General features: G+C 62.8%; 18 protein-coding genes and 3 tRNA genes. 11 read left to right on the forward strand and 10 right to left on the reverse strand.

The genetic code is table 11. The features are described 5' to 3' along the window. Nucleotides 1-12: 12 nt before the first annotated feature. The 7 genes from pnp to HY896_00290 are packed head-to-tail and all read left to right on the forward strand — an operon-like array spanning nt 13 to nt 7,990. Nucleotides 13-2,229, forward strand: coding sequence for a polyribonucleotide nucleotidyltransferase (pnp, locus tag HY896_00260; GenBank protein MBI5574779.1), 2,217 nt, complete (start codon nt 13-15; stop codon nt 2,227-2,229). After that, on the forward strand, nt 2,144-3,496 hold the full coding sequence (locus HY896_00265) for an insulinase family protein (protein ID MBI5574780.1): 1,353 nt from the start codon (nt 2,144-2,146) through the stop codon (nt 3,494-3,496). The genes pnp and HY896_00265 overlap by 86 nt, the downstream gene beginning before the upstream one ends. 2 nt (nt 3,497-3,498) lie before the next feature. Beyond that, entirely contained in the window at nt 3,499-3,951 is a 453-nt protein-coding gene (gene dut, locus HY896_00270) for a dUTP diphosphatase (protein MBI5574781.1), read from the forward strand. Between the two features lie 35 nt (nt 3,952-3,986). Then, nucleotides 3,987-5,297 carry an adenylosuccinate lyase gene (locus HY896_00275; GenBank protein MBI5574782.1) on the forward strand — a complete coding sequence of 437 codons (1,311 nt, stop codon included), beginning with the start codon at nt 3,987-3,989 and terminating at the stop codon, nt 5,295-5,297. A gap of 58 nt (nt 5,298-5,355) precedes the next feature. Beyond that, the gene (locus HY896_00280) at nt 5,356-6,747 is read left to right on the forward strand and encodes an amidophosphoribosyltransferase (GenBank protein ID MBI5574783.1); all 1,392 of its coding nucleotides are present in this window, start codon (nt 5,356-5,358) and stop codon (nt 6,745-6,747) included. A gap of 39 nt (nt 6,748-6,786) precedes the next feature. Further along, nucleotides 6,787-7,362, forward strand: coding sequence for an orotate phosphoribosyltransferase (pyrE, locus tag HY896_00285; GenBank protein ID MBI5574784.1), 576 nt, complete (start codon nt 6,787-6,789; stop codon nt 7,360-7,362). After that, on the forward strand, nt 7,355-7,990 hold the full coding sequence (locus tag HY896_00290) for a hypothetical protein (GenBank protein MBI5574785.1): 636 nt from the start codon (nt 7,355-7,357) through the stop codon (nt 7,988-7,990). The genes pyrE and HY896_00290 overlap by 8 nt, the downstream gene beginning before the upstream one ends. A 91-nt stretch (nt 7,991-8,081) precedes the next feature. On the opposite strand, the gene nadB is transcribed toward HY896_00290, so the two are convergent. Beyond that, nucleotides 8,082-9,689, reverse strand: a complete 1,608-nt coding sequence (nadB, locus tag HY896_00295) for an L-aspartate oxidase (GenBank protein ID MBI5574786.1) — start codon at nt 9,687-9,689, stop codon at nt 8,082-8,084. 73 nt (nt 9,690-9,762) lie between these two features. Here nadB and HY896_00300 point away from each other — a divergent pair, with 73 nt between their 5' ends. From HY896_00300 to HY896_00310, 3 genes are all read left to right on the forward strand, one after another. Further along, entirely contained in the window at nt 9,763-10,347 is a 585-nt protein-coding gene (locus HY896_00300) for a lytic transglycosylase domain-containing protein (protein ID MBI5574787.1), read from the forward strand. After that, nucleotides 10,344-10,916 carry a CDP-diacylglycerol--glycerol-3-phosphate 3-phosphatidyltransferase gene (pgsA, locus tag HY896_00305; GenBank protein ID MBI5574788.1) on the forward strand — a complete coding sequence of 191 codons (573 nt, stop codon included), beginning with the start codon at nt 10,344-10,346 and terminating at the stop codon, nt 10,914-10,916. The genes HY896_00300 and pgsA overlap by 4 nt, the downstream gene beginning before the upstream one ends. An 81-nt stretch (nt 10,917-10,997) precedes the next feature. After that, nucleotides 10,998-11,072 (forward strand) — tRNA-Gly (locus HY896_00310). Between the two features lie 161 nt (nt 11,073-11,233). On the opposite strand, the gene HY896_00315 is transcribed toward HY896_00310, so the two are convergent. The 9 genes from HY896_00315 to HY896_00355 form a co-directional block, all read right to left on the reverse strand. Beyond that, on the reverse strand, nt 11,234-11,626 hold the full coding sequence (locus HY896_00315) for a hypothetical protein (GenBank protein ID MBI5574789.1): 393 nt from the start codon (nt 11,624-11,626) through the stop codon (nt 11,234-11,236). Between the two features lie 18 nt (nt 11,627-11,644). Beyond that, entirely contained in the window at nt 11,645-12,157 is a 513-nt protein-coding gene (locus tag HY896_00320) for a hypothetical protein (GenBank protein ID MBI5574790.1), read from the reverse strand. 39 nt (nt 12,158-12,196) lie between these two features. After that, nucleotides 12,197-12,907 (reverse strand): ABC transporter ATP-binding protein, encoded by a 711-nt coding sequence (locus HY896_00325; protein MBI5574791.1) that lies wholly within the window; start codon nt 12,905-12,907, stop codon nt 12,197-12,199. Beyond that, the gene (locus HY896_00330) at nt 12,900-13,673 is read right to left on the reverse strand and encodes an ABC transporter ATP-binding protein (protein ID MBI5574792.1); all 774 of its coding nucleotides are present in this window, start codon (nt 13,671-13,673) and stop codon (nt 12,900-12,902) included. The genes HY896_00325 and HY896_00330 overlap by 8 nt, the downstream gene beginning before the upstream one ends. Nucleotides 13,674-13,680: 7 nt before the next feature. After that, nucleotides 13,681-14,631 carry a branched-chain amino acid ABC transporter permease gene (locus HY896_00335; GenBank protein ID MBI5574793.1) on the reverse strand — a complete coding sequence of 317 codons (951 nt, stop codon included), beginning with the start codon at nt 14,629-14,631 and terminating at the stop codon, nt 13,681-13,683. A 4-nt stretch (nt 14,632-14,635) separates the two neighbouring features. Next, entirely contained in the window at nt 14,636-15,520 is an 885-nt protein-coding gene (locus HY896_00340; protein MBI5574794.1) for a branched-chain amino acid ABC transporter permease, read from the reverse strand. Between the two features lie 13 nt (nt 15,521-15,533). Then, on the reverse strand, nt 15,534-16,688 hold the full coding sequence (locus tag HY896_00345; GenBank protein ID MBI5574795.1) for an ABC transporter substrate-binding protein: 1,155 nt from the start codon (nt 16,686-16,688) through the stop codon (nt 15,534-15,536). Nucleotides 16,689-16,805: 117 nt separating this feature from the next. Then, nucleotides 16,806-16,893: transfer RNA gene (locus HY896_00350), tRNA-Leu, on the reverse strand. A 187-nt stretch (nt 16,894-17,080) separates the two neighbouring features. After that, nucleotides 17,081-17,155: transfer RNA gene (locus tag HY896_00355), tRNA-Cys, on the reverse strand. Between the two features lie 252 nt (nt 17,156-17,407). On the opposite strand from HY896_00355, the gene HY896_00360 reads away from it, so the two are divergent. Then, on the forward strand, nt 17,408-24,967 hold the full coding sequence (locus tag HY896_00360) for an enoyl-CoA hydratase/isomerase family protein (GenBank protein MBI5574796.1): 7,560 nt from the start codon (nt 17,408-17,410) through the stop codon (nt 24,965-24,967). Nucleotides 24,968-24,985 lie beyond the last annotated feature (18 nt).

The raw sequence follows: 24,985 nt of genomic DNA on the forward strand, positions 1-24,985 counted from the left end.
GAAATAGATAAATTGGGACACGTGTACGAAAAGGAAGTATCGGAAAGATTACTATCGATCGAAACGGGAGTCGTGGCAAAGCAGGCGGGCGGATCGGTGGTCGTAAGCTACGGAGACTCCGTGGTGCTGGTCACGGCCTGCGGCAACGAGACTCCGAGGCCCGGGATCGACTTCCTCCCCCTGGTCGTCGACTACGTTGAGAAGACGTTCGCCGTCGGGAAGATCCCCGGCGGCTTCTTCAAAAGGGAGGGCAGGCTGTCGGAACACGAGGTGCTGACGTCAAGGCTCATCGACCGTCCGATCCGTCCGCTCTTCCCGAAAGGCTACTACAACGAAACGCAGGTTATCGCCACCGTTCTTTCGGCGGACAAGGAAAACGATACCGGCATCCTGGCGATGATCGGAGCGTCCGCCGCGCTTTCCCTGTCCGACATCCCGTTTCAGGGGCCGATAGCCGGCGCCCGGGTGGGGCGGATCGACGGGAAGCTCGTCATCAATCCTCCCATCCCCGACCTCGACAAGAGCGACATGAACATATTCGTGGCCGGAAGCCGCGACGCCATACTTATGGTGGAAGGGGAAGTGTCCGAGGTCCCCGAAGAAGATGTGCTCGACGCCATCCTGTACGCCCATGAGTCCCTCAAGCCGATCCTCGACATGCAGGAGGCGATGCAGGCCGAATTAGGCAAGCCGAAGCGTGGATTCGAGAAGAAGGACCTGCCCGCGGAAGACCTTGCCCGGATCGGGGAGATCGCTCGAAACGCCCTCCGGGAAGCGTACGACCTCCAGGTAAAACAGGAGAGACGCAAGCGGATAGACGAGATCGCCGAGGCCGTGCGGAACTCCTTCCCCGAAGAGGAGCGGGCGGAAAAGGCCCCCCTCATCGCCGAAGCTTTCAAGAACCTGGAGAAGAAGATCGTCCGCGGAAAGATCCTCGCCGAAAAGAAGCGGATCGACGGACGGGGGCTCACCGACATCCGGAATATCGATTGCCGTGTGGGAGTGCTGCCGCGAACCCACGGGTCCGCGATCTTCACGCGCGGCGAGACCCAGGTGCTCGTCACCGCAACGCTGGGGACCACGCAGGACGAGCAGCGGATCGACTCCCTTCTGGGCGATACCACCAAGGCGTTCATGCTCCACTACAACTTCCCGCCGTTCAGCGTCGGCGAGGTGAAAATGCTTCGGGCGCCGGCGCGCCGCGAGGTTGGGCACGGAGCGCTCGCCGAGCGGGCTGTCACCAAGGTGCTCCCTCCCCAGATCGAATTTCCGTACACGGTCCGCATCGTGTCCGAGGTCCTCGAGTCGAACGGCTCCTCGTCGATGGCCACGGTCTGCGGCGCTTCCCTGGCGATGATGGACGCCGGGATCCCCACGACCGGCGCGGTGTCGGGCATCGCCATGGGGCTCATCAAGGAGGACGGGCAGGTCGCGGTGCTCTCGGACATCCTGGGAGACGAAGACCACCTGGGAGACATGGACTTCAAGGTGGCGGGCACCGCGAAAGGCGTAACCGCCATCCAGATGGACATCAAGATCGGCGGCGTCAGCCGCGAGATCATGCTGACCGCCCTCCGCCAGGCGCGTGAGGGCCGCCTCTACATCCTCGGAAAGATGAACTCCACGATGGACACGGCGCGTCCCGAGCTTTCGCCGTTCGCCCCGCGGATCTACGTGATGACCGTGAAGACCGAGAAGATCCGTGAGATCATCGGCCCGGGAGGAAAGGTCATCCGCGGGATCCAGGAACAGACCGGCGTGAAGATCGACATCGACGACGACGGGACGGTCAAGATCGCTGCCGTTGACGCCGACTCGGCCAAGGCGGCCATCGCCATCATCGAAGGAATCGTCCAGGAACCGGAGGTTGGGAAGGTCTACGACGGGAAGGTGCGTCGCATCATGGACTTCGGCGCCTTCGTGGAAATCTTTCCCGGCACCGAGGGCCTTTTGCACATTTCCCAGATCTCCAAGCAGCGCGTCCGCGCCGTTTCCGACTGCTTCAAGGAAGGGGACGAGGTCAAGGTACGCGTCCTCGAGGTCGACCGGGACGGGAAGATGCGTCTGTCACACAAGGAATTCGAGGTCGAGGGGAAGTTCCCGGTCGCCCCTCCGGGCGAGCCGGGCGAGGGCAGGGGAGAGCGTGAAGGAAGAGGCGATCGGGAAGGAAGGGGAGACCGCGGCCGGGACAGGGATCGCGACCGCGGCGGGCCCAGGGGCCGCAGGTAGATTCGGGTTTACCTCGCCGATGAGCGTCGGGAAAACCATCCTCGACAGCGGCGTCACCATCCTGAGCGAGCAGGTTCCCTACCTGCGCTCCGTCACCATCGGCGTCTGGGTTTCCGTGGGCTCCCGCTCGGAGTCCCCGGTCGACAACGGCATCGCCCATTTCATAGAGCATCTCCTCTTCAAGGGAACCGCCCGGCGGAAGGCCGTCGACATCGCCCGCGAGATCGAGTCCGTCGGAGGCTCGATGAACGCCTGCACCGACCGGGAATACACCTTCTTCTTCGCCAAGGCTCTCGAAAAGGATTTCCCCCTGGTCTCCGACCTTCTCACAGACATCTTTCTCAATTCCAGCTTCGACGGCGAGGAGCTGGAGCGCGAAAAGGGCGTCGTTCTACAGGAAATCCTCATGGTCGAGGACAACCCGGAGGATTACCTTCACGACTTCTTTCACGAATCGTACTGGGGAGGCCACCCGCTCGGATTTCCCGTCCAGGGCACGTCCGGAAACGTCTCCGCCTTCGACAGGGACCGGGTCCGCAAGTACTTCTCGGACCGGTTCCGCCGCCAGGGAACGATCGTCTCGGTTGTGGGGAACCTCCCGCACGAGGACGTCGTCGCCGGGTTCTCCGGGGCCCTGGGTTCCCTTGATCTCGGGCTGCGGCTTTCCCCCGAAGCGCCGCCTCCTCCACGGCATGGCGTGTTTCTCAAGAAGAAGCCGCTGGAGCAGCTCCACCTGCTTTTGGGAGCGCCGGGCGTGTCCCGCGGAAGCGAGCACAAATACGCAGCGCACGTCATGAACGTGGTCCTTGGAGGCGGCATGAGCAGCCGGCTCTTCCAGGAGGTACGTGAAAAGCGCGGCCTGGCCTATTCCATCTATTCCTCCCTTTCCGCCTATGCCGACTCGGGGATTCTGAAGATTTGCGCGGGGACATCCCGTGACAAGGCGGGCGAAGTCCTATCCGTGGTATCCGACGTGATCGGGGAGATCCGGGAAGGTCGGATCGGGGACGAGGAGATATCCCTCGCCAAGGAGCTGATCAAGGGGGGCATGCAGCTGAACCTCGAGAGCTCCGAATACCGCATGTCCCGGCTGGCGATGAACGAGATGTTTCTCGGCCGCATGGAGTCCCCCGAAGAGGCGTTGCGACGGGTGGAAGACGTCACTCCGGATCGGGTCAGGAGCCTCGCCGCCTCGATGCTGCGCCGGGACCTGTTTTCCCTCGCCGCAGTCGGCGACCTGCCGCCGGACAGCGAACTGGTTTTTTGAATATGGGAGCCGACCGGCCGATTCCCGTGCGCTTCCTGAGGGAAGTGCGCGAGGACTTGCTGCCGGCCTACCAGACCGAGGGAGCGGCCGGGATGGACCTGCGCGCCGACGTGGACGGCGAGGTCGTGCTCCCTCCGCTTGGGCGTGCGCTGATCCCTACGGGGATAGCGGTGGCGCTGCCCCCGGGCGTCGAGGCGCAGGTGCGGCCGCGCAGCGGCCTTGCGGCCAGGCACGGGGTGACATGCCTCAATTCCCCCGGCACGATCGATTCGGACTACCGCGGAGAGATACTTGTGATCCTCGTGAATTTCGGCAGCGAGCCGTTCTCCGTACGGCGGGGCGACCGCATAGCCCAGATCGTCTTTTCGCCCGTCCTTCGGGCGGTTTTAAGGGTCGTCGACGATCTCGACGAGACCCGGAGGGGCGAAGGCGGGTTCGGCCACACCGGCATGTAAGCCGGGTACGCGGCGGGCAAAAAAGGAGGAACATCGTGATCGGAAGATATACCAGGCCCGGGATGGCGAAGATCTGGGAACCGGAGAACCGGTTCCGGATCTGGCTGGACATCGAGCTGCTTGCGATGGAGGCGATGGCCGAGAAGGGGTGGATCCCCTCCGACGCGCTTTCGCGGGTGCGCAAGCGCGCGAAGTTCGACGTCGCCCGGATCGACGAGATAGAAAAGAAGGTCAAGCATGACGTCATCGCCTTCCTTACCTCGGTGGCGGAGCACATCGGCGACGACTCGCGGTTCCTGCACGTCGGGATGACCAGCTCCGACGTGCTCGACACGTCGTTTGCGGTGCAGATGCGGCAGGCGCTGACCCTCCTCATCCGTGAAGCCGGGAAGGTGGTCGATACTCTCGGGCGGCGGGCCCTCGAGCACAAGGACACCGTGATGATCGGCCGCACCCACGGCATCCACGCGGAACCGATCACCTTCGGCCTGAAGATGGCCCTGTGGGCGGACGAAATGCGGCGGAACGCCGCCAGGCTGCGCCGCGCAAGGGACGTTATATCCGTGGGAAAGCTCTCCGGCGCCGTCGGGACGTTCGCCAGCATCGACCCGTTCGTCGAGGAGTACGTTTGCCGGAAACTCGGGTTGAAGCCCGCACCGGTTTCGACACAGGTCGTCCAGAGGGACCGGCATGCGGAAGTTTTCTCTACGCTCGCCATAGTCGGATCTTCTCTGGACAAGTTCGCCGTCGAGATCCGGCACCTCCAGCGTACGGAAGTGCTGGAGGCGGAGGAATATTTCTCGGAGGGGCAGAAAGGATCCTCGGCGATGCCCCACAAGCGCAACCCCATCCTTTCCGAGAACATATCGGGGCTGTCGCGCCTCCTTCGCGGTTACGCTGTCACCGCCATGGAAAACGTGGCGCTATGGCACGAACGCGACATCAGCCACTCCTCCGCGGAGCGTGTGATAGCACCGGACGCGACCATCGTCCTCGACTTCGCGCTCGACCGTTTCAACGGCATTATGGACAAGCTGCTCGTTTATCCCGACCGCATGAAGAAGAACCTTGACCGCACGCGAGGCCTGCTCTTTTCCCAGCGGGTGCTCCTGGCGCTGGCCGCCAAGGGACTTTCACGGGAGCGGGCCTACGCGCTGGTCCAGAAATCCGCCATGGAGGCGTGGCGCGGTGAAAAGGACTTCGCTTCCCTGCTCTGGAAGGACCGGGAAATCCGCGCGCTTCTGCTGCGCAAGGAGTTTGACGAATTGTTCGACATCGGGTATTACCTGAAAAACGTCGATGCGATTTTCGACCGGGTATTCAGCGGCAAGACAGCCGCGGGATGATAAGATGGAACTTGGGCGGCCCCGGCACGGGCGCCCAGGGTGGGGGATAAGTACCTAAATGTGCGGCATATTCGGCGTAATCGGGAACCCTGAAGCGGCCAACCTTACCTACCTGGGGCTGTACGCGCTTCAGCACCGGGGACAGGAAAGCGCGGGGATCGCCTGTTCCGACGGCGATGTGATCACCTTTCACAAGGAGATGGGGCTCGTCGCGGACATCTTTTCGGAAGATGTCCTTTCGCGCCTTCCGGGCCACATGTCCATCGGGCACGTCCGTTACTCGACCACGGGCAGCTCGGAGCTGAAAAACGCCCAGCCGTTCGTCGTGGATTTCGAGAGCGGCTCGATCGCCGTCGCCCACAACGGGAACCTGGTGAACACACACCTCCTGAAGCAGGAACTCGAGGTCGGGGGTTCCATCTTCCAGTCCACGATGGACACCGAGGTCATCATCCACCTGATCGCGCGTTCCCGGCGGGCGAAGATCGAGGAGCGGATAGTCGATGCGCTGACCCAGGTGAGGGGTGCCTACTCCCTGCTGTTCCTGACGAGGGACAAGCTCATCGCGGTCCGCGATCCCCACGGCATACGGCCGATGGTGCTGGGGAAGATAAAGGGAGGGTTCGTCGTCTGTTCGGAGTCGTGCGCCCTGGACCTCATCGAGGGCGAACTCGTCCGGGAAGTGGACCCGGGGGAGATGCTCGTGATCGACGAAAACGGCCTGCATTCCTCGCGTCCCTTTTTCCCCGCGCCTCCCCACTTCTGCATCTTCGAGTTCATCTATTTCGCCCGGCCGGACTCGATTTTCGGCGGGATCTCCGTCTACGAAATACGCAAGCGGCTGGGGCGGGAGCTTGCCCGCCTCCACCCGGTCGAAGCCGACATCGTCGTTCCCGTCCCCGACTCCGGGGTGCCGGCCGCAATCGGTTACTCGGAAGCATCCGGCATTCCGTTCGAGATGGGGTTCATAAGGAATCATTACGTCGGGCGGACGTTCATCGAGCCGCAGCAGTCGATCCGGCACTTCGGCGTGAAGATCAAGCTCAACGCCGTGCGCGACGTTGTGAAGGGGAAGCGCGTCGTGGTGGTGGATGATTCGATCGTGCGCGGGACCACGGGGCGGAAGATCATCAAGATGATCAGGTCGGCCGGGGCGAAGGAGGTCCACGTCCGTATCAGCTCGCCCCCCACCTCGTTCCCCTGTTTCTACGGGATCGACACTCCTCTCCGCCGCGACCTCATCGCGGCGACGCACACGCTCGATGAGATCAACCGTTATATAACGTCCGATTCCCTTGGATACCTGACGATAGACAGCCTGCGGGCCTGCGTCCCGACCGCTCCGAAAGGATATTGCGACGCCTGCTTCTCCGGCAGCTACCCCGTGCCGCTGGAAATTGAAGAATCAGAGGAGCAGCTCCCGTTGTTCCGCGGCTCCATCAGGGTTTGATACGGACGCACATTTCTCCTTACCGGAGGTAACACGCCAATGACCCTTCAGACTGCGGCCGCCGCCGGCGACCGCGCCCGGTTTCTTGCGATCCTCAAAGAGAAGAGCTACGAGAAAAGGAAAGTGATCCTGTCATCGGGCAGGGAGTCCGATTTCTACATAGACTGCAAGCAGACCACGCTCACCGCCGAGGGAGCAGTCCTTTGCGGCAGGCTCATCTGCGAGATGCTCGCGAAAGGGGAGTGGCCCGAGGCGGTCGGGGGGATCACCCTCGGGGCGGACCCCATCGTGACGGCGGTCTCGCTGACCAGCGCGCTTCTCGGACGGCCGATTCCAGCCTTCATCATTCGGAAAGAACCCAAAAAGCACGGCACCGCCCAGTGGGTGGAGGGTACGAAGAATCTCAGCGAGGGGATGAAGGTCGCGATCGTGGAGGATGTCGTGACGACGGGCGCCTCGACCCTGCGCGCGATCGAGCGCGCGGAAGGGGCCGGGCTGACGGTTTCCCGGGTAATCGCTCTCGTGGACAGGAACGAGGGGGGCGCCGAAACGATCGCCGAAAAGGGATATCGGCTCGAGTCGATGTTCCTCAAAGAGGACGTCGAAAATGCCTGAAGCTTCGCGCCGCGCGGCTCTCTGCGTTTGCGTGTTCGCCATTTCGGCCGCTACGCTCCTCTTCGCGGGCTGCGGCACCCGTGTCGGACGGCTGTACGAGAGGGTGATGGGTTCGCCCACCTACGCGCAGACGACGGAGAAGTACACCCGCACGAAAGAGGTCCACGACGGGCTCGACACCCGGTTCATCCTGTCCGCCACGTGGCTTTCACCCGACTGGGTCCGTGCGTTCACCGAGGAATTCACAAGCATCTACTACCTCGACACCGAGCGGACGGAGAAGGTGACCCGGCAGTGGAAGGATGAATCGGAGAGGCACGCGCGGTTCTTCGTCGCGCTCTTCGTTCCCGACGAGAGAGGTAACGACCTCGAGAAGGAGGGAACGCTGTGGAGCCTGCGCCTGGTCAGGGCCGACGAGAAGGATTTCGCGCCGGCATACGTCCGGAAATCGGATCTGAAGCCCGCGGAGATCTCCCGGTTCTTCCCTTACTCGGGGACGTGGTACCGCGCCTACGAGGTCGCGTTCCCCAAGGAGGCCATGGGCGGCGAGCCCGCCAAACCCGGAACGCCGCGCCTGAAGCTCGTCCTCTCCGGTGTGCAGGGCCGCGCGGTCCTCGCCTGGGAGTAACGTTCCCCGAAGTCGCTACGCCTGCCCCCCCCTCTCGAGCCTCGCACGCCTCAAGGGGTGCCCTGCTCGAGAGTCATGGTGGCGGAGTTCCTCAGAATCTTTCTCTGCGCAGCAGCGTGTCCTTCCGGCAGTGCTCGTCGTCGAGGTAGGGGTAGTCGATCGTGGTGTGCAGGCCGCGGCTCTCCTTGCGCTGCATGGCGCACCTCACGATCAGCTCGGCGGCCGTGCAGATATTCCGCAGTTCCAACAGGTCCGCGGTCACCTTGAAGTTCCAGTAATACTCCTGGATCTCCCGCTTCAGCATTTCGATCCGGTCGAGAGCCCGCATCAGGCGCTTGTTCGAGCGGACGATTCCGACGTAGTTCCACATGAGCCGCCGTACTTCGTCCCAGTTCTGCGTGACGACGACCGCCTCGTCGGAGTCCTGTGCCTTTCCCGGGTCCCATTTCGGGATAGCAATGCGGGCGCGGGGCTTCCCGGCGTACGTTTCGGCCGACCGCTTGACGGCCCGGGCGGAATACACCAGGGCCTCCAGCAGTGAATTCGAGGCGAGCCGGTTGGCACCGTGCAGGCCGGTGCAGGCGCACTCGCCTATGGCGAAAAGCCGCCGGATGTCCGTCTCTCCGTGCAGGTCCGTACGCACGCCGCCGCAGAGGTAATGGGCGGCGGGAACGACCGGGATCGGCTCCTTCGTCATGTCGATGCCGAAGGACATGCACGTCTCGTAGATGTTCGGAAACCGCCGCTTTATGAACGCGCTTCCCTTGCGGGTTATATCGAGGTAGACGCAGTCCTCCCCCGAACGCTTAAGCTCCGAGTCGATGGCTCGCGCTACTATGTCCCTCGGCGCCAATTCCGCCATGGAATGGACGTCCTTCATGAAACGGTTTCCGGCCCGGTTCAGCAGGACCGCCCCCTCCCCGCGCACCGCTTCCGAGATGAGGAACGATTTGGCGTGCGGGTGGAACAGGCAGGTGGGGTGGAACTGCACGAACTCCATGTTCGCGATCGTGGCGCCTGCCCGGTAGGCCATCGCGATTCCGTCGCCGGAGGCGATGTCGGGGTTGCTGGTATAAAGGTAGACCTTCCCCGCGCCGCCGGTGGACAGGATCGTGGCATCCGCGATGAAGGTGTGGATCGCCCCCGATTCCCGGTCGAGGACATAGGCGCCAAGCGCCTCGTCCGCCCCGCGGCGGTCGAACGCCTCCAGCCGCTGCCGCGTTATGAGGTTGATCGCCACGTGATGCTCGTAGAGGCGGATCCGCCGGTTCGCCCGTGCCTTGGCGAGCAGGGCGCGCTCGACCTCCCGGCCGGTCAGGTCCTTGGCGTGGAAGATGCGGCGCCGCGAGTGTCCGCCCTCGCGTCCAAGGTCGAATTCCTGCTTTCCGTCCCTCCGGGTGAACCGGACGCCCCAGTTGATGAGCTCTTTTATCCTTGCGGGCGCGTCGCGGACGACCATGTCCACCACCTCGGAACTGCAAAGCCCCGCCCCGGCCCGGTGGGTGTCATCTATGTGCGACTCGAAGGTATCCTCTCCGCTCCATACCGTTGCGATCCCGCCCTGGGCGTAATTCGTGCTCGACTCCGACGCCTGGACTTTCGTGACGATCGTCACCGTGCCCAACTTCGCCGCGCGAAGGGCGAAACTCAAGCCGGCGATTCCGCTTCCTATCACCAAAAAATTCGAGGTGCGTTCCATGACGCCTTCCCTCCCGTTGAAAGCCTCCTCCCAAGGTTGACAGGGAATGGGGGTTCTCTTAGAATTGGAAATTATGATTTATTTCCGCATATTTTTAATCATATCCCTGGCTGTTTGTCCAACGGTACTTTGGGCGGACATATACCGGTTCGTGGACGGGGACGGCGTCGTCCATTTCACAAATACACAATACGACGGTAAATATGAGCTTTACCTCAGGGAAGGGATCAAGGAGCCCCCCGCGTCTCCCCGCAGCGAAGCTTCCAGCGGATGGATGATGGATTATGCCGACCGTTATTCCCGGGCGCATAACCTTTCCCCGGCGCTCGTAAAAGCGATCATCCGGGCGGAGTCGAACGGCAACCGGTTCGCCGTCTCCCGCAAGGGGGCCAAGGGGATGATGCAGCTAATGCCGTTCACGTCGAAACGCCTCAAGGTGAGCGACCCGTTCGACCCGGTGGAAAACATCGAGGGAGGCGTGAAGTACATCAAGGAACTTCTGGGTACGTTCGGCGGCAATGTCACCCATGCGGTCGCCGCCTACAACGCGGGGCCGGCAGCGGTTCAAAAGTTCCGCGGCATCCCCCCCTACCCGGAGACCCGGACATACGTCAAACGGGTGCTGAGCCTCTACGAGAAGTACTCCGCAAAGGAATGAACCGCCAGTCCCGTCTCAACCCGCCTACGATCCTTACCCTTCTGCGGATCCTGACGATCCCGATCGTGGTGGTTCTCCTTTATGTCCCGGACGATTACGAAATTTCCTATTCACGTTCGCTGGTTACGTTCGCCCTGTTCGTTGCGGCCACCGTGACGGATCTCTTCGACGGGTACCTCGCCCGGCGGTACGAAATGGTGACCGCGCTCGGGAAACTCCTCGATCCGCTGGCCGACAAGCTGCTTGTATGTTCCGCCATGATAATGCTGATTCCTCCCGAACGGGTTCCCGCGTGGATGGTGGCGATCGTCGTCGCGCGGGAAATCGGGGTGACGGCCCTGCGCGGCGTCGCCTCCACGGAGGGACTGGTCATCGCCGCTTCCAAACTCGGCAAGGCCAAGACGCTCCTCCTGAACATCGGCGTTGCGGCGCTGATCCTTCATTACCCGGTTTTCGGGCTCGACGCGCACCTCGTGGGAATGGGGTTTCTCATCGGCGGGATCATCCTGACGGCCTGGTCGGGGATCGACTACTTCTTCCGGTTCGTGGGGGAGATCTTCAAGCAGTGACCGGGGTCCGCCCGATCTGTTCCTGCACTATCTGTTTCTTGACAGCGAGCGGCGGATTCCCATAAAATCGACTTTCCGAATGCGGGCGTAACTCAGTGGTAGAGTGCAACCTTGCCAAGGTTGAAGTCGCGGGTTCAAATCCCGTCGCCCGCTCCATCCTCCTTCGCTCGAAATTAACAATTAAAACCTTCTGAATTTCGAGCTACGGAGGATAGCCCGCCGTAGCTCCGAGGCTCGGGCTTCTTGTTGCGCTGACGGAGCCAAGGAGGGCACCGATAACATGCCTCCTGACGATCAAACCCCTCCGGGGTTTTTTTTTATTTAAGGGGGACGCAGACCGGGCACGGCGGCGCCCCGGCAGTTTCCGCAAGCCTCCTGTCCTCTTCGGACTGGTACTGAGGAGTGTCGACGCGTTCCAGGCGTTCGTCGCCTTCAGCGAATGCCTTTTCCTTCCAGATCTCGTCATCGGACCAGCGGAAGGGGAGCATCTTGACCGTCCCCGGGGACGACAGGGAGGAGAACGCATCGAGCGCCTCGACAAGGATACGCCGCTGCAGCTCGGGATCGCCCGGCTTGCCCGTAGTGTGTCCGAGGGGATAGTCGAGGAACGCCGCGCGGGGCGGCCGGACCGCGTTCGTGATGTCGAGGGCGCTCGTCATGCACAGCGTCGGGATGCCCGCCGCCTCCAGGTGCCTTGCGACCAGTCCCACGGACTGGTGGCAGACAGGTCAGACGGGTACGAGAAGGACCGCATCGACCTCTTCTTCCCGCAGGCGCTGAAGCAGTTGCGGGGCCAGTTCCCCGGTGACGCGGCGCGCCGAGTAAATTCCCCCCATGAACGATTGAAACCGGCTTGCGAGCGACCCGATGACCCCTTCACGGGCAAGCCGCCGCAGTGTGTCTATCGGGAAGACGACGTTCGGATCGGTCCGGGCATCGGAAAGGTCGTACGCGAAATGGGTCGCGCGGAGCATGGACGAATCCACGTCCGCAGGGATATCGCGCAGGGATGTGTCGTCCTTGTAATGGAAGGCGACCTGCCCCGCCACGTAGACGCCCCCCGAAGCGGCGAGCCCGAGACGGCATTCCGACAACGGCTTCGATAAGTGCGTCAAGGGGGGCGCGGTCTCGCTCACGATCCACTTGTACGCGGTGTATCCGAGCCTTGCGTAGTTGTCACGTATCCTCGGGATGTACTCTACAGGGACCGAGTGCGCGGCTTGCGTCTTTTCCGACGTCATGGGGACCTCCGTTTCCGGGAGTTCTTCAGGTATTGTATCTCAACGGCGTCTTCCCCCGAGATACGACTCCTTGATCTTCGGGTCGTTACGCAGGTCGAGGGAACAGCCCTGGTGGGCGATCCTTCCGGTCTCCAGCACGTAGGCGTAGCGGGATGCCTTAAGCGCCTGGCGGGCGTTCTGCTCCACCAGCAGCACGGTAGTCCCTTCGTCGTTTATCTCCTTCACGATGCGGAAAATATCGGTAACGACCAAGGGTGCAAGTCCGAGCGACGGTTCGTCCAGCAGCAGAAGTTTCGGTCGCGCCATCAGTGCGCGGGCGATGGCCAGCATCTGCTGTTCGCCCCCCGACAGTGAGCCGCCCCGCTGCCCCAGCCGGTTTTTAAGCGCGGGAAACCGTTCAAGGAGCCTCTCCAGGTCCTTCCGCACTTCGACGCCCTTCCTGTGGTATGCGCCCATCTCGAGGTTTTCCAGGACCGTCATCCGGGAAAGGATCGCCCTGCCTTCCGGAACGAGGGAAATCCCTTTCCGTACTATGGTATCCGGTGAGAGCCCGGTGATGTCCTCCCCCCGGAACGCGATCTTCCCTCCTGCGGGAGGCAGCAGGCCGGTGACGGTTTTCATGAAGGTCGTCTTCCCGGCCCCGTTGGCGCCGAGGATGCAGACGACGCTTCCCGCTTCGACGTCGAGATCGACGCTTTTGAGCGCCTTGATGTTCCCGTACGATGCCTCGAGCCCCCGGACTTCAAGCATCCCGCTCTTCTTCCTCTTCCTTGCCGAGATATGCTTCGATCACCTCAGGATTCCCCCGTATTTCCACGGGGGTCCCTTCCGCGATCTTCCTGCCGAAGTTCAGGACGACCAGCCTGTCGCATACGTTCATGACGAGCTCCATGTCGTGCTCGATCAGGAGCACTGTCACCCCCGATGCGCGGATCTCGAGGATCAACCGGTGAATTTCCAGGGTCTCGGCGTCGTTCATGCCAGCCGCGGGCTCGTCCAGAAGCAGGAGCCGGGGCTCGGCGGCCAGCGCGCGTGCGATTTCCAGGCGTCTCTGATGGCCGTACGGAAGTTTCCCCGCAGGGGAGTCCTCGAAGCCGGCAAGCCCCATCAGCGAAAGGAGTTCGTCCGTCTTTTCCCTGATACCCGCCTCTTCCGAACGCTGCCCCCGGGTCCGGAGGACGCTCCTCCAGATCCCGGCGCGGCTTTTCGCGTGCCTGCCGACCATTACGTTTTCCCGTGCCGACATCTTCGGGAACAGGCGGATATTCTGGAAGGTGCGTGCGATCCCGTTCCGCGTGGCGTCGTGCGGTTTGCGCCCCGCGAGGTCTTCCCCGCGGAAGAGGACATGCCCGCCGCTCGGCGGGAAAACCGATGTGATGATGTTGAACAGGGTCGTCTTCCCGGCTCCGTTCGGTCCGATCAGGCCCGAGATCTCCCCCTGCTTCACCGAGAAGGAGACATCGCTCAAAGCATTCAGGCCGCCGAAGCTCTTTCCGACACCGGCAAGAGAAAGCAGCGCCACCTTATCCGCCTCCCGGGTTCCTCCCGCCGTTGGCAAGGCGGGCCATAAGCGCGGGATCGATCAACCCCTGCGGCCGGAATACCATCATCAGGACGACAAGAATCCCGTAGATGATATACCGGTAGTCGATGACCGCCCGGAGCAGCTCCGGGAGCACGGTCAGAAGGGTTGCGCCGAAGACCGGGCCGAACAAGACCTCGCTTCCCCCGAATACGGCGAAGACAAGGATCTCGACGGCACGGTGGTATGTGAAATCCGCGGGGCTGATGTAGGTAGTGGCGTGCGCGAACAGCGCCCCGGCAAGCCCCGACAGAAACGCTCCCTGGCTGAAGGCGAGAACCTTGTAATAGGTGGTGTCTATCCCCGAGCATTCCGCCGCGGTTTCGTCCATGCGGATGGCCGTGTACGCCCTCCCCACGCGGGAGGAGTAGAGCCGCAGGAAAAACAGGATTGCGATGATGACGCACAGAAGCAGGATCAGGAATACCGCGAGGCTTATGAACTGGTTGTTCATCAATCCCCGGGATTCGGGCGAAACGCCCGCGTTTTCGGCGAAGGCCAGGATCTCGCTCCCCATTTGCGGGATGGCGGCGATCCCGACGGCGCCCCCGGTCAGCGATTCCCAGTTGATGAAGATCACCCGCAGCACTTCGCCGAAACCGAGCGTCGCTATCGCCAGGTACACACCCCTAAGGCGCAGTGCGGGGATGCCTACGAGAATGCCCGAAACGCCCGCCAGGACCGATCCGGCGGAGATCCCCGCGGGTATGGAGTATCCGTGCTGCGTGGTAAGGATCGCGGAGGCGTATGCCCCGATGCTCATGAACCCGGCGTTGCCGAGGGAAAGCTGCCCGGTGGAGAGCGTAACGAAAATGCTGATGCCGAGCAGCACGTTGATGAGAAGGAACGAGCCGACCTGCAGGTGATATGGGTTCAGCCAGTCGAACGACACCGCGTCACCGCTGCATTTCCGTCGGCGCCTGGCCGAACAGCCCCTGGGGACGGAGCAGCAGCACCGCTATGATCGCGGCGAACGCGATGGCGTCGCGGTAGCCGGAGTTTCCGTAGGCGACGACGAACGTCTCGGAAAGGCCGAGGAGCAAGCCCCCCGCCACCGCGCCGGCGACACTCCCCATGCCGCCGAGAATGATGATCGCCAGCCCTTTGAGTCCCATGGCCAGCCCCATCTGGTTGTTTATATAGTTGAAGGCCATGCCGACAAGGACGCCCGCCACGCCTCCCATGGCGGACGCTATGACTACCGTGGCGGTGATGATCTTCGTGGTGTCGACACCGAGAAGGGCGGCGGTCTCCAGGTTCTCCGCCGTTGCCCGCAGCGCCTTGCCGGCCTTCGTCCGATGGAGCCAGAGGGAGAGACCCGCCATGAGGAGAAGGGAAATCGCCAGGATCGCCGCCTGCACGAGATAAACGGTGAGCGGACCGATCTCGAACCGGATCTCCGCGAAGGGCGTCTCGAACAGCTGGTTCCCCGCCCCGAAAATCTTGTGGGCCACGTTTTCCAGAAGGATGGAAACGCCTATCGTGCTTATGAGCGGAGCCAGCGGGGACACACCCGTCCGTCCGCGCAAGGGCCGAAGGGCGATCCGCTCCAGCAGGAAACCCATCGCCGCGGTGGCGGCGATCGCTCCCAGGAACGCCATCCAGAGCGGCGCATGGGCCTTCGTGACGATCAGCATACCCACGAACGCCCCGAACATGAAGATCTCGCCGTGCGCCATGTTGATTATGTCGAGCACGCCGAAGACCAGCGTGTAGCCGAGCGCCACGATGGCGTAGATACTGCCCAGGGTGATGCCGTTTATCAGCTGTTCCGCGAACAATGACTTTCGGCGTCTATTGGAATATCTGGAACTTCCCGCCCTTGATCGTCAGCACGACGGGGTCCATGACGACGTCCCGTTCGGCGTCGAAGGAAAACTTTCCGAGGACCCCGTTGAAATTCCGGACTTCCGCCAGTGCGTCCCGCAGTTTTTTGCGGTCCGCCGTCCCGGCTTTTTTAAGCGCTTCCGCCATGATGTAGAGCGCGTCGTAAGCCTGCGCCGCGAACTGGTCCGGTTTTTTCCCGTATGCTTTCTGATAACGCGCGACGAATGCCTTCACCTTCGGGTCGTTCCTTTCGGCGAACCACGGCGTCGCAACGATGAGTCCTTCGGACGCCTCCTTGGCGATTTCGATGACCTTGGGCGAATTGAACCCGTTCCCGCCCACGAAAGGGACCTTGATCCCCATCTTTCGGGCCTGCGAAAGGATCACGCCGCCTTCCTCGTAAAGCGCCGAGCAGAAAACCGCGTCGGGGGAAAGAGCCTTGATCTTCGTAAGCTGCGCCTTGTAGTCCGACTGCCCTCTCTGGAACGTTTCGGTCGTGACGACGGTGAGTTTCAGGTCCGATGCCACCTTTTTCATCGTGTCGTAGCCCGACTTGGTGAAGACGTCGTCGTTGCCGTAGAAGAGCGCCACCTTGCGGATGTTGTATTTCTTCACGGCTTTGTTCACGGACGCCGGAATCGCGAGGGACTCGGGGAGAGAATTTCGGAAAACGTACTTGCCGATCAGGGTGATACCCGCCGCGGTAGTGGACGTCCCCATGATCGGTACGCCGCCGGAGTTCGCCACGGGCGCCACGACCTTCATCTCGGTGGAAAGGGTGGGGCCCAGGATCGCTGCCACCCGGTCGGAGTTGATGAGCTTCTGCGCGGCCGCCAGCGCCTGCTCCTGTTTTCCGGACGAGTCCATGACGACGAGCTCGATGTTCACTTCCCTTTTGGCGTTGATCTCTTCGCGCGCGAGCTTGAAGCCGTTCGTTATCGCCTCTCCGTAGCCGGACCCCTGCCCCGTTATGATCGAGATCACTCCGATCTTCGCGGGAATCGCCGGGCCTTTCGCTTTTGCCGGAGCCGCCGCTTTGGGCGAATCTTTCGCTGCCCCCATGAAGACCAGGGCGAACGCCAGAACGAATGCCAGGCCGGCCAACCGGAACGTGCGGGACATTTAACCCCCTCCTTTTTTCACAGGGCGGGCTTGAGAGTAACCTGCCTGCGGTCGGGATATGGCTTGCCAGCCGAAGCTCCGAAGCCAGGTGTTGTCGTAGCGGCGAGGAGCGAAGGCTGGTGCCCGGGGAGAGAATCGAACTCTCACGGCTTATTCAGCCTCGGGATTTTAAGTCCCGTGCGTCTGCCAGTTCCGCCACCCGGGCGCGCCTGTCAAAACATAACACAAAAACCTGACAGCACAAAAACAGCGCACAAAAACAAACAAAAACAGGGACGTTCTTAAAAACTCTACGAGGTTCAGACGTGATAAGGGTGCGTGAGTAAAGAGAAAGCTTGCCGGTGGAATCGACTTTTTAAGAACGTCCCTGTTTTTGAGGTGAGAAGGGAGGATGGAGGCGGCACCCGGATTTGAACCGGGGGATAAAGGATTTGCAGTCCTCTGCCTTACCACTTGGCTATGCCGCCGTAATGCTAATTGTCGGGCGAAACCTGCCGCGCTGTCAAGCGCGCCGACCAGCGGCCCTGGATATTTTATTATCTCTGTATGCGACAAGAGGGTGAAGGCCACGATATCGGCCCTCACCCTCCGGACTATTCGGGATCAGTACCTGGTTCCGGGCCGGGTGTCTTCTCCTATTTTCGCCCGGGGCGAAACCGCGTCACGTAAATTCGATTCCAAAAGAAAACGAAAACAGCGATTCCCGGAGACGGCAAGCCATGAGTCCGGTTGCATTGGAGGCGGAAAAGGACGGCATCGCCGTCCTGCGGCTCGGCATGCCGGATGGACGGAACTTCCTGGGGCCGGAGGACATCGCCCGCTGCATCGAACTCGTCGATGGCGTTTCCGCAAACGATTCCATACGTGCGCTGGTGATTACCGGGGGGGAGAACTACTCCGCTGGGACGGATTTCATGGAGGCGATGCGCATTCGCCTGGATCCCGGCTCCGGGGGGCTCGCGTACCGGTTTCTATCGGATTGGAAGAAGTTGTGCGACAAGGTACGAGGCCTTGAAATCCCCACCGTCAGCCTGGTCCGAGGGGTTTGCGAGGGGTCGGCGCTGGGTCTGGCCGCCGCCGCCGATTACATGATCGTCGACGCGACGGCGAGAATCCGGCTTCCCGAGGTCAAGGTCGGCCTCATACCCGGAAACGGCGCCACATGGTTCCTTCCGCGGCGGATGGGAGCCGCGGCCGCCAAATACTTCGGTCTAACCGCCTCCACGATGAGCGGCAGGGAAGCGGCGGGCTTCGGACTGGCGCAGGGGTACGCCGGAGACGAGGCGCTTGGCTTCCTGGTCGGACTCAAGCGAGTGGAAGGTCCTCTCGACGGGCGCAGGATATCCGCGATGCTGGAAGAAACGGGCGCCTCCGTCGACGCTTGCAAGGACGGCATACGCGATCTTGCGCTGAATATCGACCGCCACTTTGGGTACGGGATAGCCGGCAAGGGTTATCTCGGGGACATTTTCGCAAGCCTGGAGGGCGCCTCCGCGAACGGGGACGAATTCGCCCGGAGGGCGCTGGCAGCCATGCGGTCGGCTTCGCCCCAGGCGGTGTGGGCGACGGAGTTCCTCATCGACACCTTCGCGCAGCATGGTCTTTACGGCGAGGACGAAGCGAGGGAAGCGGAACTCAAGTTCTCTCAGGAGTTGACCGCCGGTTTCGCCCACCTGGAAGGCGTCCTCGGCCTCGTGAAAGGCTTTGCCTCCGGAGAGTCCGACAGCCACCTGGACCGTATCGTCCTGTCCGACGCCAAAGGGTTCCGTGCAGCGATTCCGGCTATGCCCGTTTCCACGGGATCCGCGCTGGAGCATGACGCCTCGTTCCTCTATGGAGGAACGGAGTACCTGCTTCCCCGCGGGACTTATCATTGCGGCGAGAAGGGCCGGGTCCTGCCGCCGAAGGGCGGCACGGGCCTTCCTGCGTCGTTTCGAGTCGATCTTCGCAACTCCCAATGGTCGGATGACAGGGTCGTGGACGAGCTCGGCGTTCTCCGCTCTCTGCTGGAGACCAGAATGGGATGGCGCGTGGTCCGCCGCGCATGGCTTTGCAATCCGGAAAAGTTCGAGCTCGACATGGTCTACCCGTACGCGTGGAGCGTGCGCCCCTCCGTCTCCCTCGATTTGAGCGGTTTCCCGGTGATACGCCGCTTCGAGGACGGAAGGATCAATCCCGCCTGGGCCGTCTTCGACCGCCTCGAGACGCAGGGACTGCTGGACGAGCGGTGCGTGATCAATATCGGAGAGGACCAGAAGGACGGGAAGAACGTCGACGTACGGACATACACGTACCGGGAGATCAGGCGGGAAGCCAACCGCCTGGCGAACGTGCTGACCGGCATGGGTGTGGCGCCGGGGGACATGGTCGTCATGTACATGTCCACCGACATCGTCGGGCTTATAGCGCAATTGGCGGCGACGCTTGCCGGCGCGACCTACCACTTCGTATTCGGCGCAAAAGGTCCGGATATCTTCAGCGACACCGTCTACAACATGGGCGCCAAGGTGATAATCACCGAAGACGGATACCGCGTGGGAGACAGGTCCCGCGAGTTGAAAAAGGATTCGGTCGACGTTGCCCTGTCCCGCTTTCTTCCGAAGCCGGTCTTCAGGGAGAGGCTCGAAGCGGCGCTTGCGGGTCTCCCGGAAGATCTGGCGGAAGAAGGGAAGACCGTCGGCGCGGCGGTGATCGACCGGCTCGAGGGGAAGGTCACTTACAGCAGGGACTCCATGCGCGATTTCCTCGAAGTCCTTCACGAAGCGCACATAAAGAACGTCGTCCTTGAGTCCCTGGACGAGGATTCCGCGGAAGATCTGAAAAAAGCGCTCCGTACGAGGGAAGAGGAGATCCGCCGGGCGAAAATGCGGATAGCCGCATCCGGGCGCGACGAACGCATTTTCGACCGGTATGCCGCAATCCTGACGGCGGCCTTGCGGGGAGGGGCGGGCGAACCCGGCACGGGAGAAGGAAAGGAGCCTTGTCCGCAGGCAGGCAGGGAACTCGCCGCCGCCTTGCAGGAGCATTGGGAAGAGGTGCTCGAAACGACGGGAGAGGCGATAGAAAGCCGCCACCGCGACTGGCTGAAGAGCCATCTTCGGCGGATCGCGAGCGGGGCGCCGGGACCCACTCTGGATTCTCTCCTTGCCGAAGACAATAAGCTGGATGTTCCGGAGTTCATCCTGCGCCATGCGCAGCGAAACGGCGTGGGCGCGGAGCGGCTGGGCGGGATACGGCGGCAAAGGCTGGTCATCGATCTCATCATCGGCGCATTCGAGCAGCCCTTCGAGCGCGACGAGAAGCTGATCGTTTACGACCGGCTCACGAAGCTGGGACTTCTGCCGGGCGCTCCCGTCGTTTCGGGGCGAGACGTTCTTTGGGACGACGCGATACGGCGGACGGAAGAAAAACTCAAGGCCGAAGGAAAAGATATCGACGAGTTCACCGCGGTCGAGATGGGAGGCGGGGATCCGGCGATGCTCAGCTACTCCAGCGGCTCCACCGGGCAACCCAAGGGCATCATCTCGCTTGTGGGCGCACTTGTCGCCGGCGGCCAGACGATGTTCAACTCCTTCGGGCTGGCCCCCCACGAGATCCACCACACCTCCACCGACTACGGCTGGATCGTGGGTCCGGCGTATGCCCTGTGGTTCCCGATGATGGAGGGACGCAGCTTCATCCTCCAGAGCTTCACCCCCACTCCCCGCAGACTTGCCCAGGCGGTCGCGGACCACCGGGCTTCATTCCTGAAGGCCGGTTCCCCGATCTACGAGGCGATGTCGAAGGTCGACGGGCTCTTCGAACCCGCCAAGGGGGGATTCGACGTAAGTTCGCTCCAGCGGGAAGGCGCCCCCGGGATTTGCGGTTGCGCCGCTCCCTACTCCTATCCGGCGCACGCGCGGATCCAGGCCGTCCTCGGCGATGTGGCCATCAACTCCCTGTGGCGGACGGAAGATTTCGGATCCCAGCACGCCACTTTCAAGCGGCGGCCGGGCGTCGAGAGCCGGTGCGCGGAGACATACCGGAGCGAGCTCGGGAAGCTTGCCGGAGGTCGCGATCCTTTCGCCGTGGCGGCCGAAGTGCGGACCCCCATCGAAATGGACTTCGAGCATCCTGAGATCCTGCCGCTGCCGTGGGTGAATCCCGTTATCGCCGACCGGCTGGAAGATGAAGAAGGCAATCGGGTCGGATCCCCGCGCGAGGTGACCGAGGCGCTCATAACGGCGAAGGGACGAGGCCGCAAGGCGGTTATCGGGCAGCTTCTTTACCGCGGCTCCCAGCCGCACCGCATGGCCTGGCTTATGGGAAGCAACGAAGGCCGCCGCGGGCCTGCCCGGCCCGATGCGAAGCTCACCGCGGCGAAATATTACAACCACGCCTTTGCGCCCGAATGGCCGGGAAAGGGCAGGGAAGGCAGGCGCCTGGCGCACGACGGCGGCGACTCGGCCTACTGGGTGCGGGTTATCTACGATCCCGAAACACCGGAGGACGCGCTGATCCTTTCCGGCCCGGAAGACCCGGTGACTCCCAGGACCTTCTACGCATCGGGCCGCTCCGGTAACATCGCCAACGTCAACGGCCACCTGGTCAACGAGACCATGTACGAAAACGTGCTGAACGAACACACCCGGTACTTCCGGAAAGTCGGCGTGACCTTCATCCACCATCCCACGAAGGACCGGACGCCGGTCGTTGTCGTCGCGTTACAGCCGGGGATCCAGCCCGGCCAGGAACTGATCGACCTCGTACAGATGACGATCAACCAGAAATTGAATCCCCAGGTCAAGCCGGAACCCCAGGACATCGTCTTCCTGATTGCCGAGGCGCCGGGTTTCGAAGGGGAGGAAACCTTCCTGCCGATGACGCTGACGGCGAAAATCATGTACGAGCTGATAAAGTTCTACGCCGCCAGGCCCCTTGAAACCCTCAAAAAGATGCAGCAGGCGCTGCTGCCCGGCGAGGTCCGCGCCTCGATCCGCGGGGGAGACACCGAGTTTTTCCGGGCGAGCGCATTGTTCCAGGGGATGCCGAACCTCGACGGGCTGAAGGTCAAGGGAACCCTCGTAAATCTGCTGGACCGGGTCATCGCTTCACGCGAGGGAGACGAATCGGTGAAGGTTGCCTTCCGCCCCGAGGCTCCTCCGGCTATCTCCCATGCGGGAGTTCCGGAACGGCTTATAAAGCGTCTCGGCACGAAACCGCTGCGACCCGGCATCGACCCGATTCCTCCGTACCAGGAAGCATACGGCATCGTCCGCAACGAAGACGGAATGAGCATGGTGCACCGGGACCCCGCGCTCGGATTCCTCAAGTTCGTACGCCCCACCCCGTCGCCGAAAGCGGGTCAGGCCCTTGTCCAGATACTTTACGCCGGAGCGACCTACAACGTTATCAACGGGATCACTTCCGACCCGGTCGACGTTCTGGGCGAAAAGGACCATCATGTGCTCGGCGACGCCGCTGTCGCACAGGTCCTGGCGCTGTCCCCGGAAGCAGAGAACGAGGGGCGTTTGGCCATCGGCCAGCTCGTGCTCGTGGATCCGCTGGTGTTCAACCGACAGGCGCCCACGGTGACGCTCGACGCGCAGCGTGAAGGCCACATAGGCGGATATCAGGGCGGGCGGGACCAGGCCACTCTCCAGGCGTTCGCCGCTTTCGATACCGGCAGCCTGATCGAGGTCCCGGTCGACATGCCGCTCCCGCTGGCGGCGACGCTGATCCTGAACGGGCCGACCGTGGAGCACGCGCTATTCAGCCCCCGCAAGCTCGATCTCACATCGGACGACGTCCTTCTGACGCACGGCGGTAGCGGCCACACCGGGTCCATCGCTATCGACATGGCGGTTGCCCTGGGCATCCGTGTCCTCGCGTACGTCTCCGATGCGGCGGAAGGCGAACTTGTCCGCAAGCGGCACCCCGGGGCCGACCTCGCGTTCATCCATCGCAATGAACATCCGGAAGCCTTGCGGGCGGCGCCGGCCGGCGACCCGGAAGGGCTCGCCAGGTGGAGGGAGGCGGCGGACCGCCTCGTGAAATCGGTTCCCGCCGGGTACCGTCCTACGAAAATAATGCAGAACGCCGGCAGGGGGCTTATGGCGGCGGACTTCCTGCTGCTGCGGCCCGGCAGAAGGGGAAGCCGCACCGCCTGGTTCTCCGGGGCCTTCGGTCTCTACGGCACGTTGAACGGGTACGACGCGACGCTTTCGGCTTGCGAGGCCCTCGGCCCGGACGGCGCGGATGTGAAACTCGGGGAAAACGTGCTGGTCCACTACGGCGCCGGATCCGACCCGGACGGGATGGACGCGCAGGCAGTCGCCGCCATTGCGGAAGCTGCCCGGCTCGGAGCGCGGGTGACGGTGCTCGCCGAGACCCAGGAACAGCAGAACCTGCTGCTTCGCCGTGAAGACATTTCCGTGCATTTCGGCAAGACCCGCATACGGAACGTCGAGGCCCTGCGCGAGGGGGAAGGGAAAAAGAAGCTCCTGTGGCCCGAACATATGCCCGACGTGGACGAGGGACGCTTCGATCCGGAAAGGGAGGCCCACGAAAGCTGGCCCGGCCGGGACGCGCAGGCGCGCTTCGCCACGGAAACGGTCAGCGTGGTCAAGAACTCGCTGGCTCCCTACAACACCAACGGCAACGGATTGTGGGACGTGATCTGGGACAACGGCCGCCGGGACCGGCTGGGATTGAACGTCGCGATTCTCGCGGAGCAGACCGGCCGCGTGGTGTATGGAGAAACCGATTCCGGGCAGACGCTGACCTGGCACCTCGCACAGGGCTGGATGCTGCAGAGGACGATCCTGGTCCCGGCGGACCCGAAAGCGCTCGGTCCGGGCGCCACGGCGCGGGAGAAGATAATACGCATGGCGGGCTCCCACATGTACGAGCCCCACGAGGCTCAAGCCTTGCGGGACAAGATCGACAAGGGAATATATCGCTTCCAGGGGCCCGACCGGATTCACGGTGCGGACAACGTTCCGCTCGGGTTCAGCGACCAGCTTCGGGGACGCGCTCCCGGCTCCACTGCGTACAGGATCGCGACGGATCTCGACCTTGTCCGCTCGGAGCGCGACCTGCTTGCGGCCCAGGGAATCCGGATAGCCGAAGAGCTTTCGCTCATGAGGCTGCTTCTCCACCACGCCGGCGCGGACGGTTCAATCGCGACTATCGAGTTCATGCTCAATCAGCCCAAAACGAGCAATACGCTTCGCAACTCCGACCTGCACTGGTTCCGCGGCGACGCGGTAAGACAGCTCAGGATGCTGCTCCGCAGGGTCCGGGAAGATTCAGGGATAAAGGCTCTTGTTCTGACCGCCGAGGGCACCCGGGCCTTCGTGCCCGGACAGAACAGCGACGAACTCGCCGTCATGGACGACGAGCGGATCACGGAGCTCGCCGCACTCGCCCAGGAAACGATGAGCGCCATCGAGAGCTTCGGGATCCCGGTCGTGCTGAACCTGAACGGACTGGCGCTGGGCGGCGGAGCAGAGCTTGTGGCCGCGGCTCACTACGTCGTCGCTTCCCGTGTCGAACGCATATACATCGGGCAGCCCGAGACAGTCATCAACCTGATCCCAGGGTTCGGCGGCACCCAGCGGCTTGTCCGGCTGATGGCGGACGGATCACGCCTCGGGCGAAGGGCCGGTTTGCTGTTCGCCGCCGATACGATCCTCACCGGTGCGCCGATGAGCGTCGAGGAAGGGTACGCGCATGGCCTGATTTCGGAGCTTGTCCCGTCGAATTCCCTGTGCAGGGCATACCGGCTGGCGGCCGGCCACGCCATGGGGACGGACGATACGCTCCGCCGCGCCATGGAAGAGCGGCGCCGTGCCGTGAAGCGCTGGGAAGATCCCATGATCGACGAGGAGACAGGGCTCCCCGTGGCCCCGTCGATAGTCACCGGGGACGAGCATATAAAAAGGTATCTGCGGCACGCCGAAACCGTCGGGCGAAGGGGGACGGTGTTGCGTTATGCCCTGGATCTCATCGTCCGCAACATCACGGAAGGGGTCCGGTACGGGGAGGAAGCGTACTTTTTCGGACAGGCGGGCGCAAGCGGCGAATTCAGGCAGTCGATTGCACGTTTCCGCAATCATGTTCCGCTGCCGCGTCCTCCGCGCCGGCCGATGACTGAAGGGGAACGCGCCAGGGTCCGGGTGCTGGCGGAGGAGGCGATGGCGGAAGCCGGAATGCGCGACCTGTCGCAGTGGAAAGATGCCGCCGTGCGGGAGGCCGGGGATAGTGCCGAACGTATCCGCCTGCGTAGAGCCGGCTGACAGGGCCGACCGGCTGAT

Source organism: Deltaproteobacteria bacterium (genome assembly GCA_016218975.1).
In the GTDB taxonomy this organism is placed as follows: domain Bacteria; phylum Desulfobacterota; class Deferrimicrobia; order Deferrimicrobiales; family Deferrimicrobiaceae; genus JAENIX01.

Coding starts and splice junctions, on each gene's coding strand:
- dut (MBI5574781.1), top strand. CDS start 3,499: ATGGGAGCCGACCGGCCGATTCCCGTGCGCTTCCTGAGGGAAGTGCGC.
- HY896_00280 (MBI5574783.1), top strand. CDS start 5,356: ATGTGCGGCATATTCGGCGTAATCGGGAACCCTGAAGCGGCCAACCTT.
- pyrE (MBI5574784.1), top strand. CDS start 6,787: ATGACCCTTCAGACTGCGGCCGCCGCCGGCGACCGCGCCCGGTTTCTT.
- HY896_00290 (MBI5574785.1), top strand. CDS start 7,355: ATGCCTGAAGCTTCGCGCCGCGCGGCTCTCTGCGTTTGCGTGTTCGCC.
- nadB (MBI5574786.1), bottom strand. CDS start 9,689: ATGGAACGCACCTCGAATTTTTTGGTGATAGGAAGCGGAATCGCCGGC.
- HY896_00300 (MBI5574787.1), top strand. CDS start 9,763: ATGATTTATTTCCGCATATTTTTAATCATATCCCTGGCTGTTTGTCCA.
- pgsA (MBI5574788.1), top strand. CDS start 10,344: ATGAACCGCCAGTCCCGTCTCAACCCGCCTACGATCCTTACCCTTCTG.
- HY896_00320 (MBI5574790.1), bottom strand. CDS start 12,157: ATGACGTCGGAAAAGACGCAAGCCGCGCACTCGGTCCCTGTAGAGTAC.
- HY896_00325 (MBI5574791.1), bottom strand. CDS start 12,907: ATGCTTGAAGTCCGGGGGCTCGAGGCATCGTACGGGAACATCAAGGCG.
- HY896_00345 (MBI5574795.1), bottom strand. CDS start 16,688: ATGTCCCGCACGTTCCGGTTGGCCGGCCTGGCATTCGTTCTGGCGTTC.
- HY896_00360 (MBI5574796.1), top strand. CDS start 17,408: ATGAGTCCGGTTGCATTGGAGGCGGAAAAGGACGGCATCGCCGTCCTG.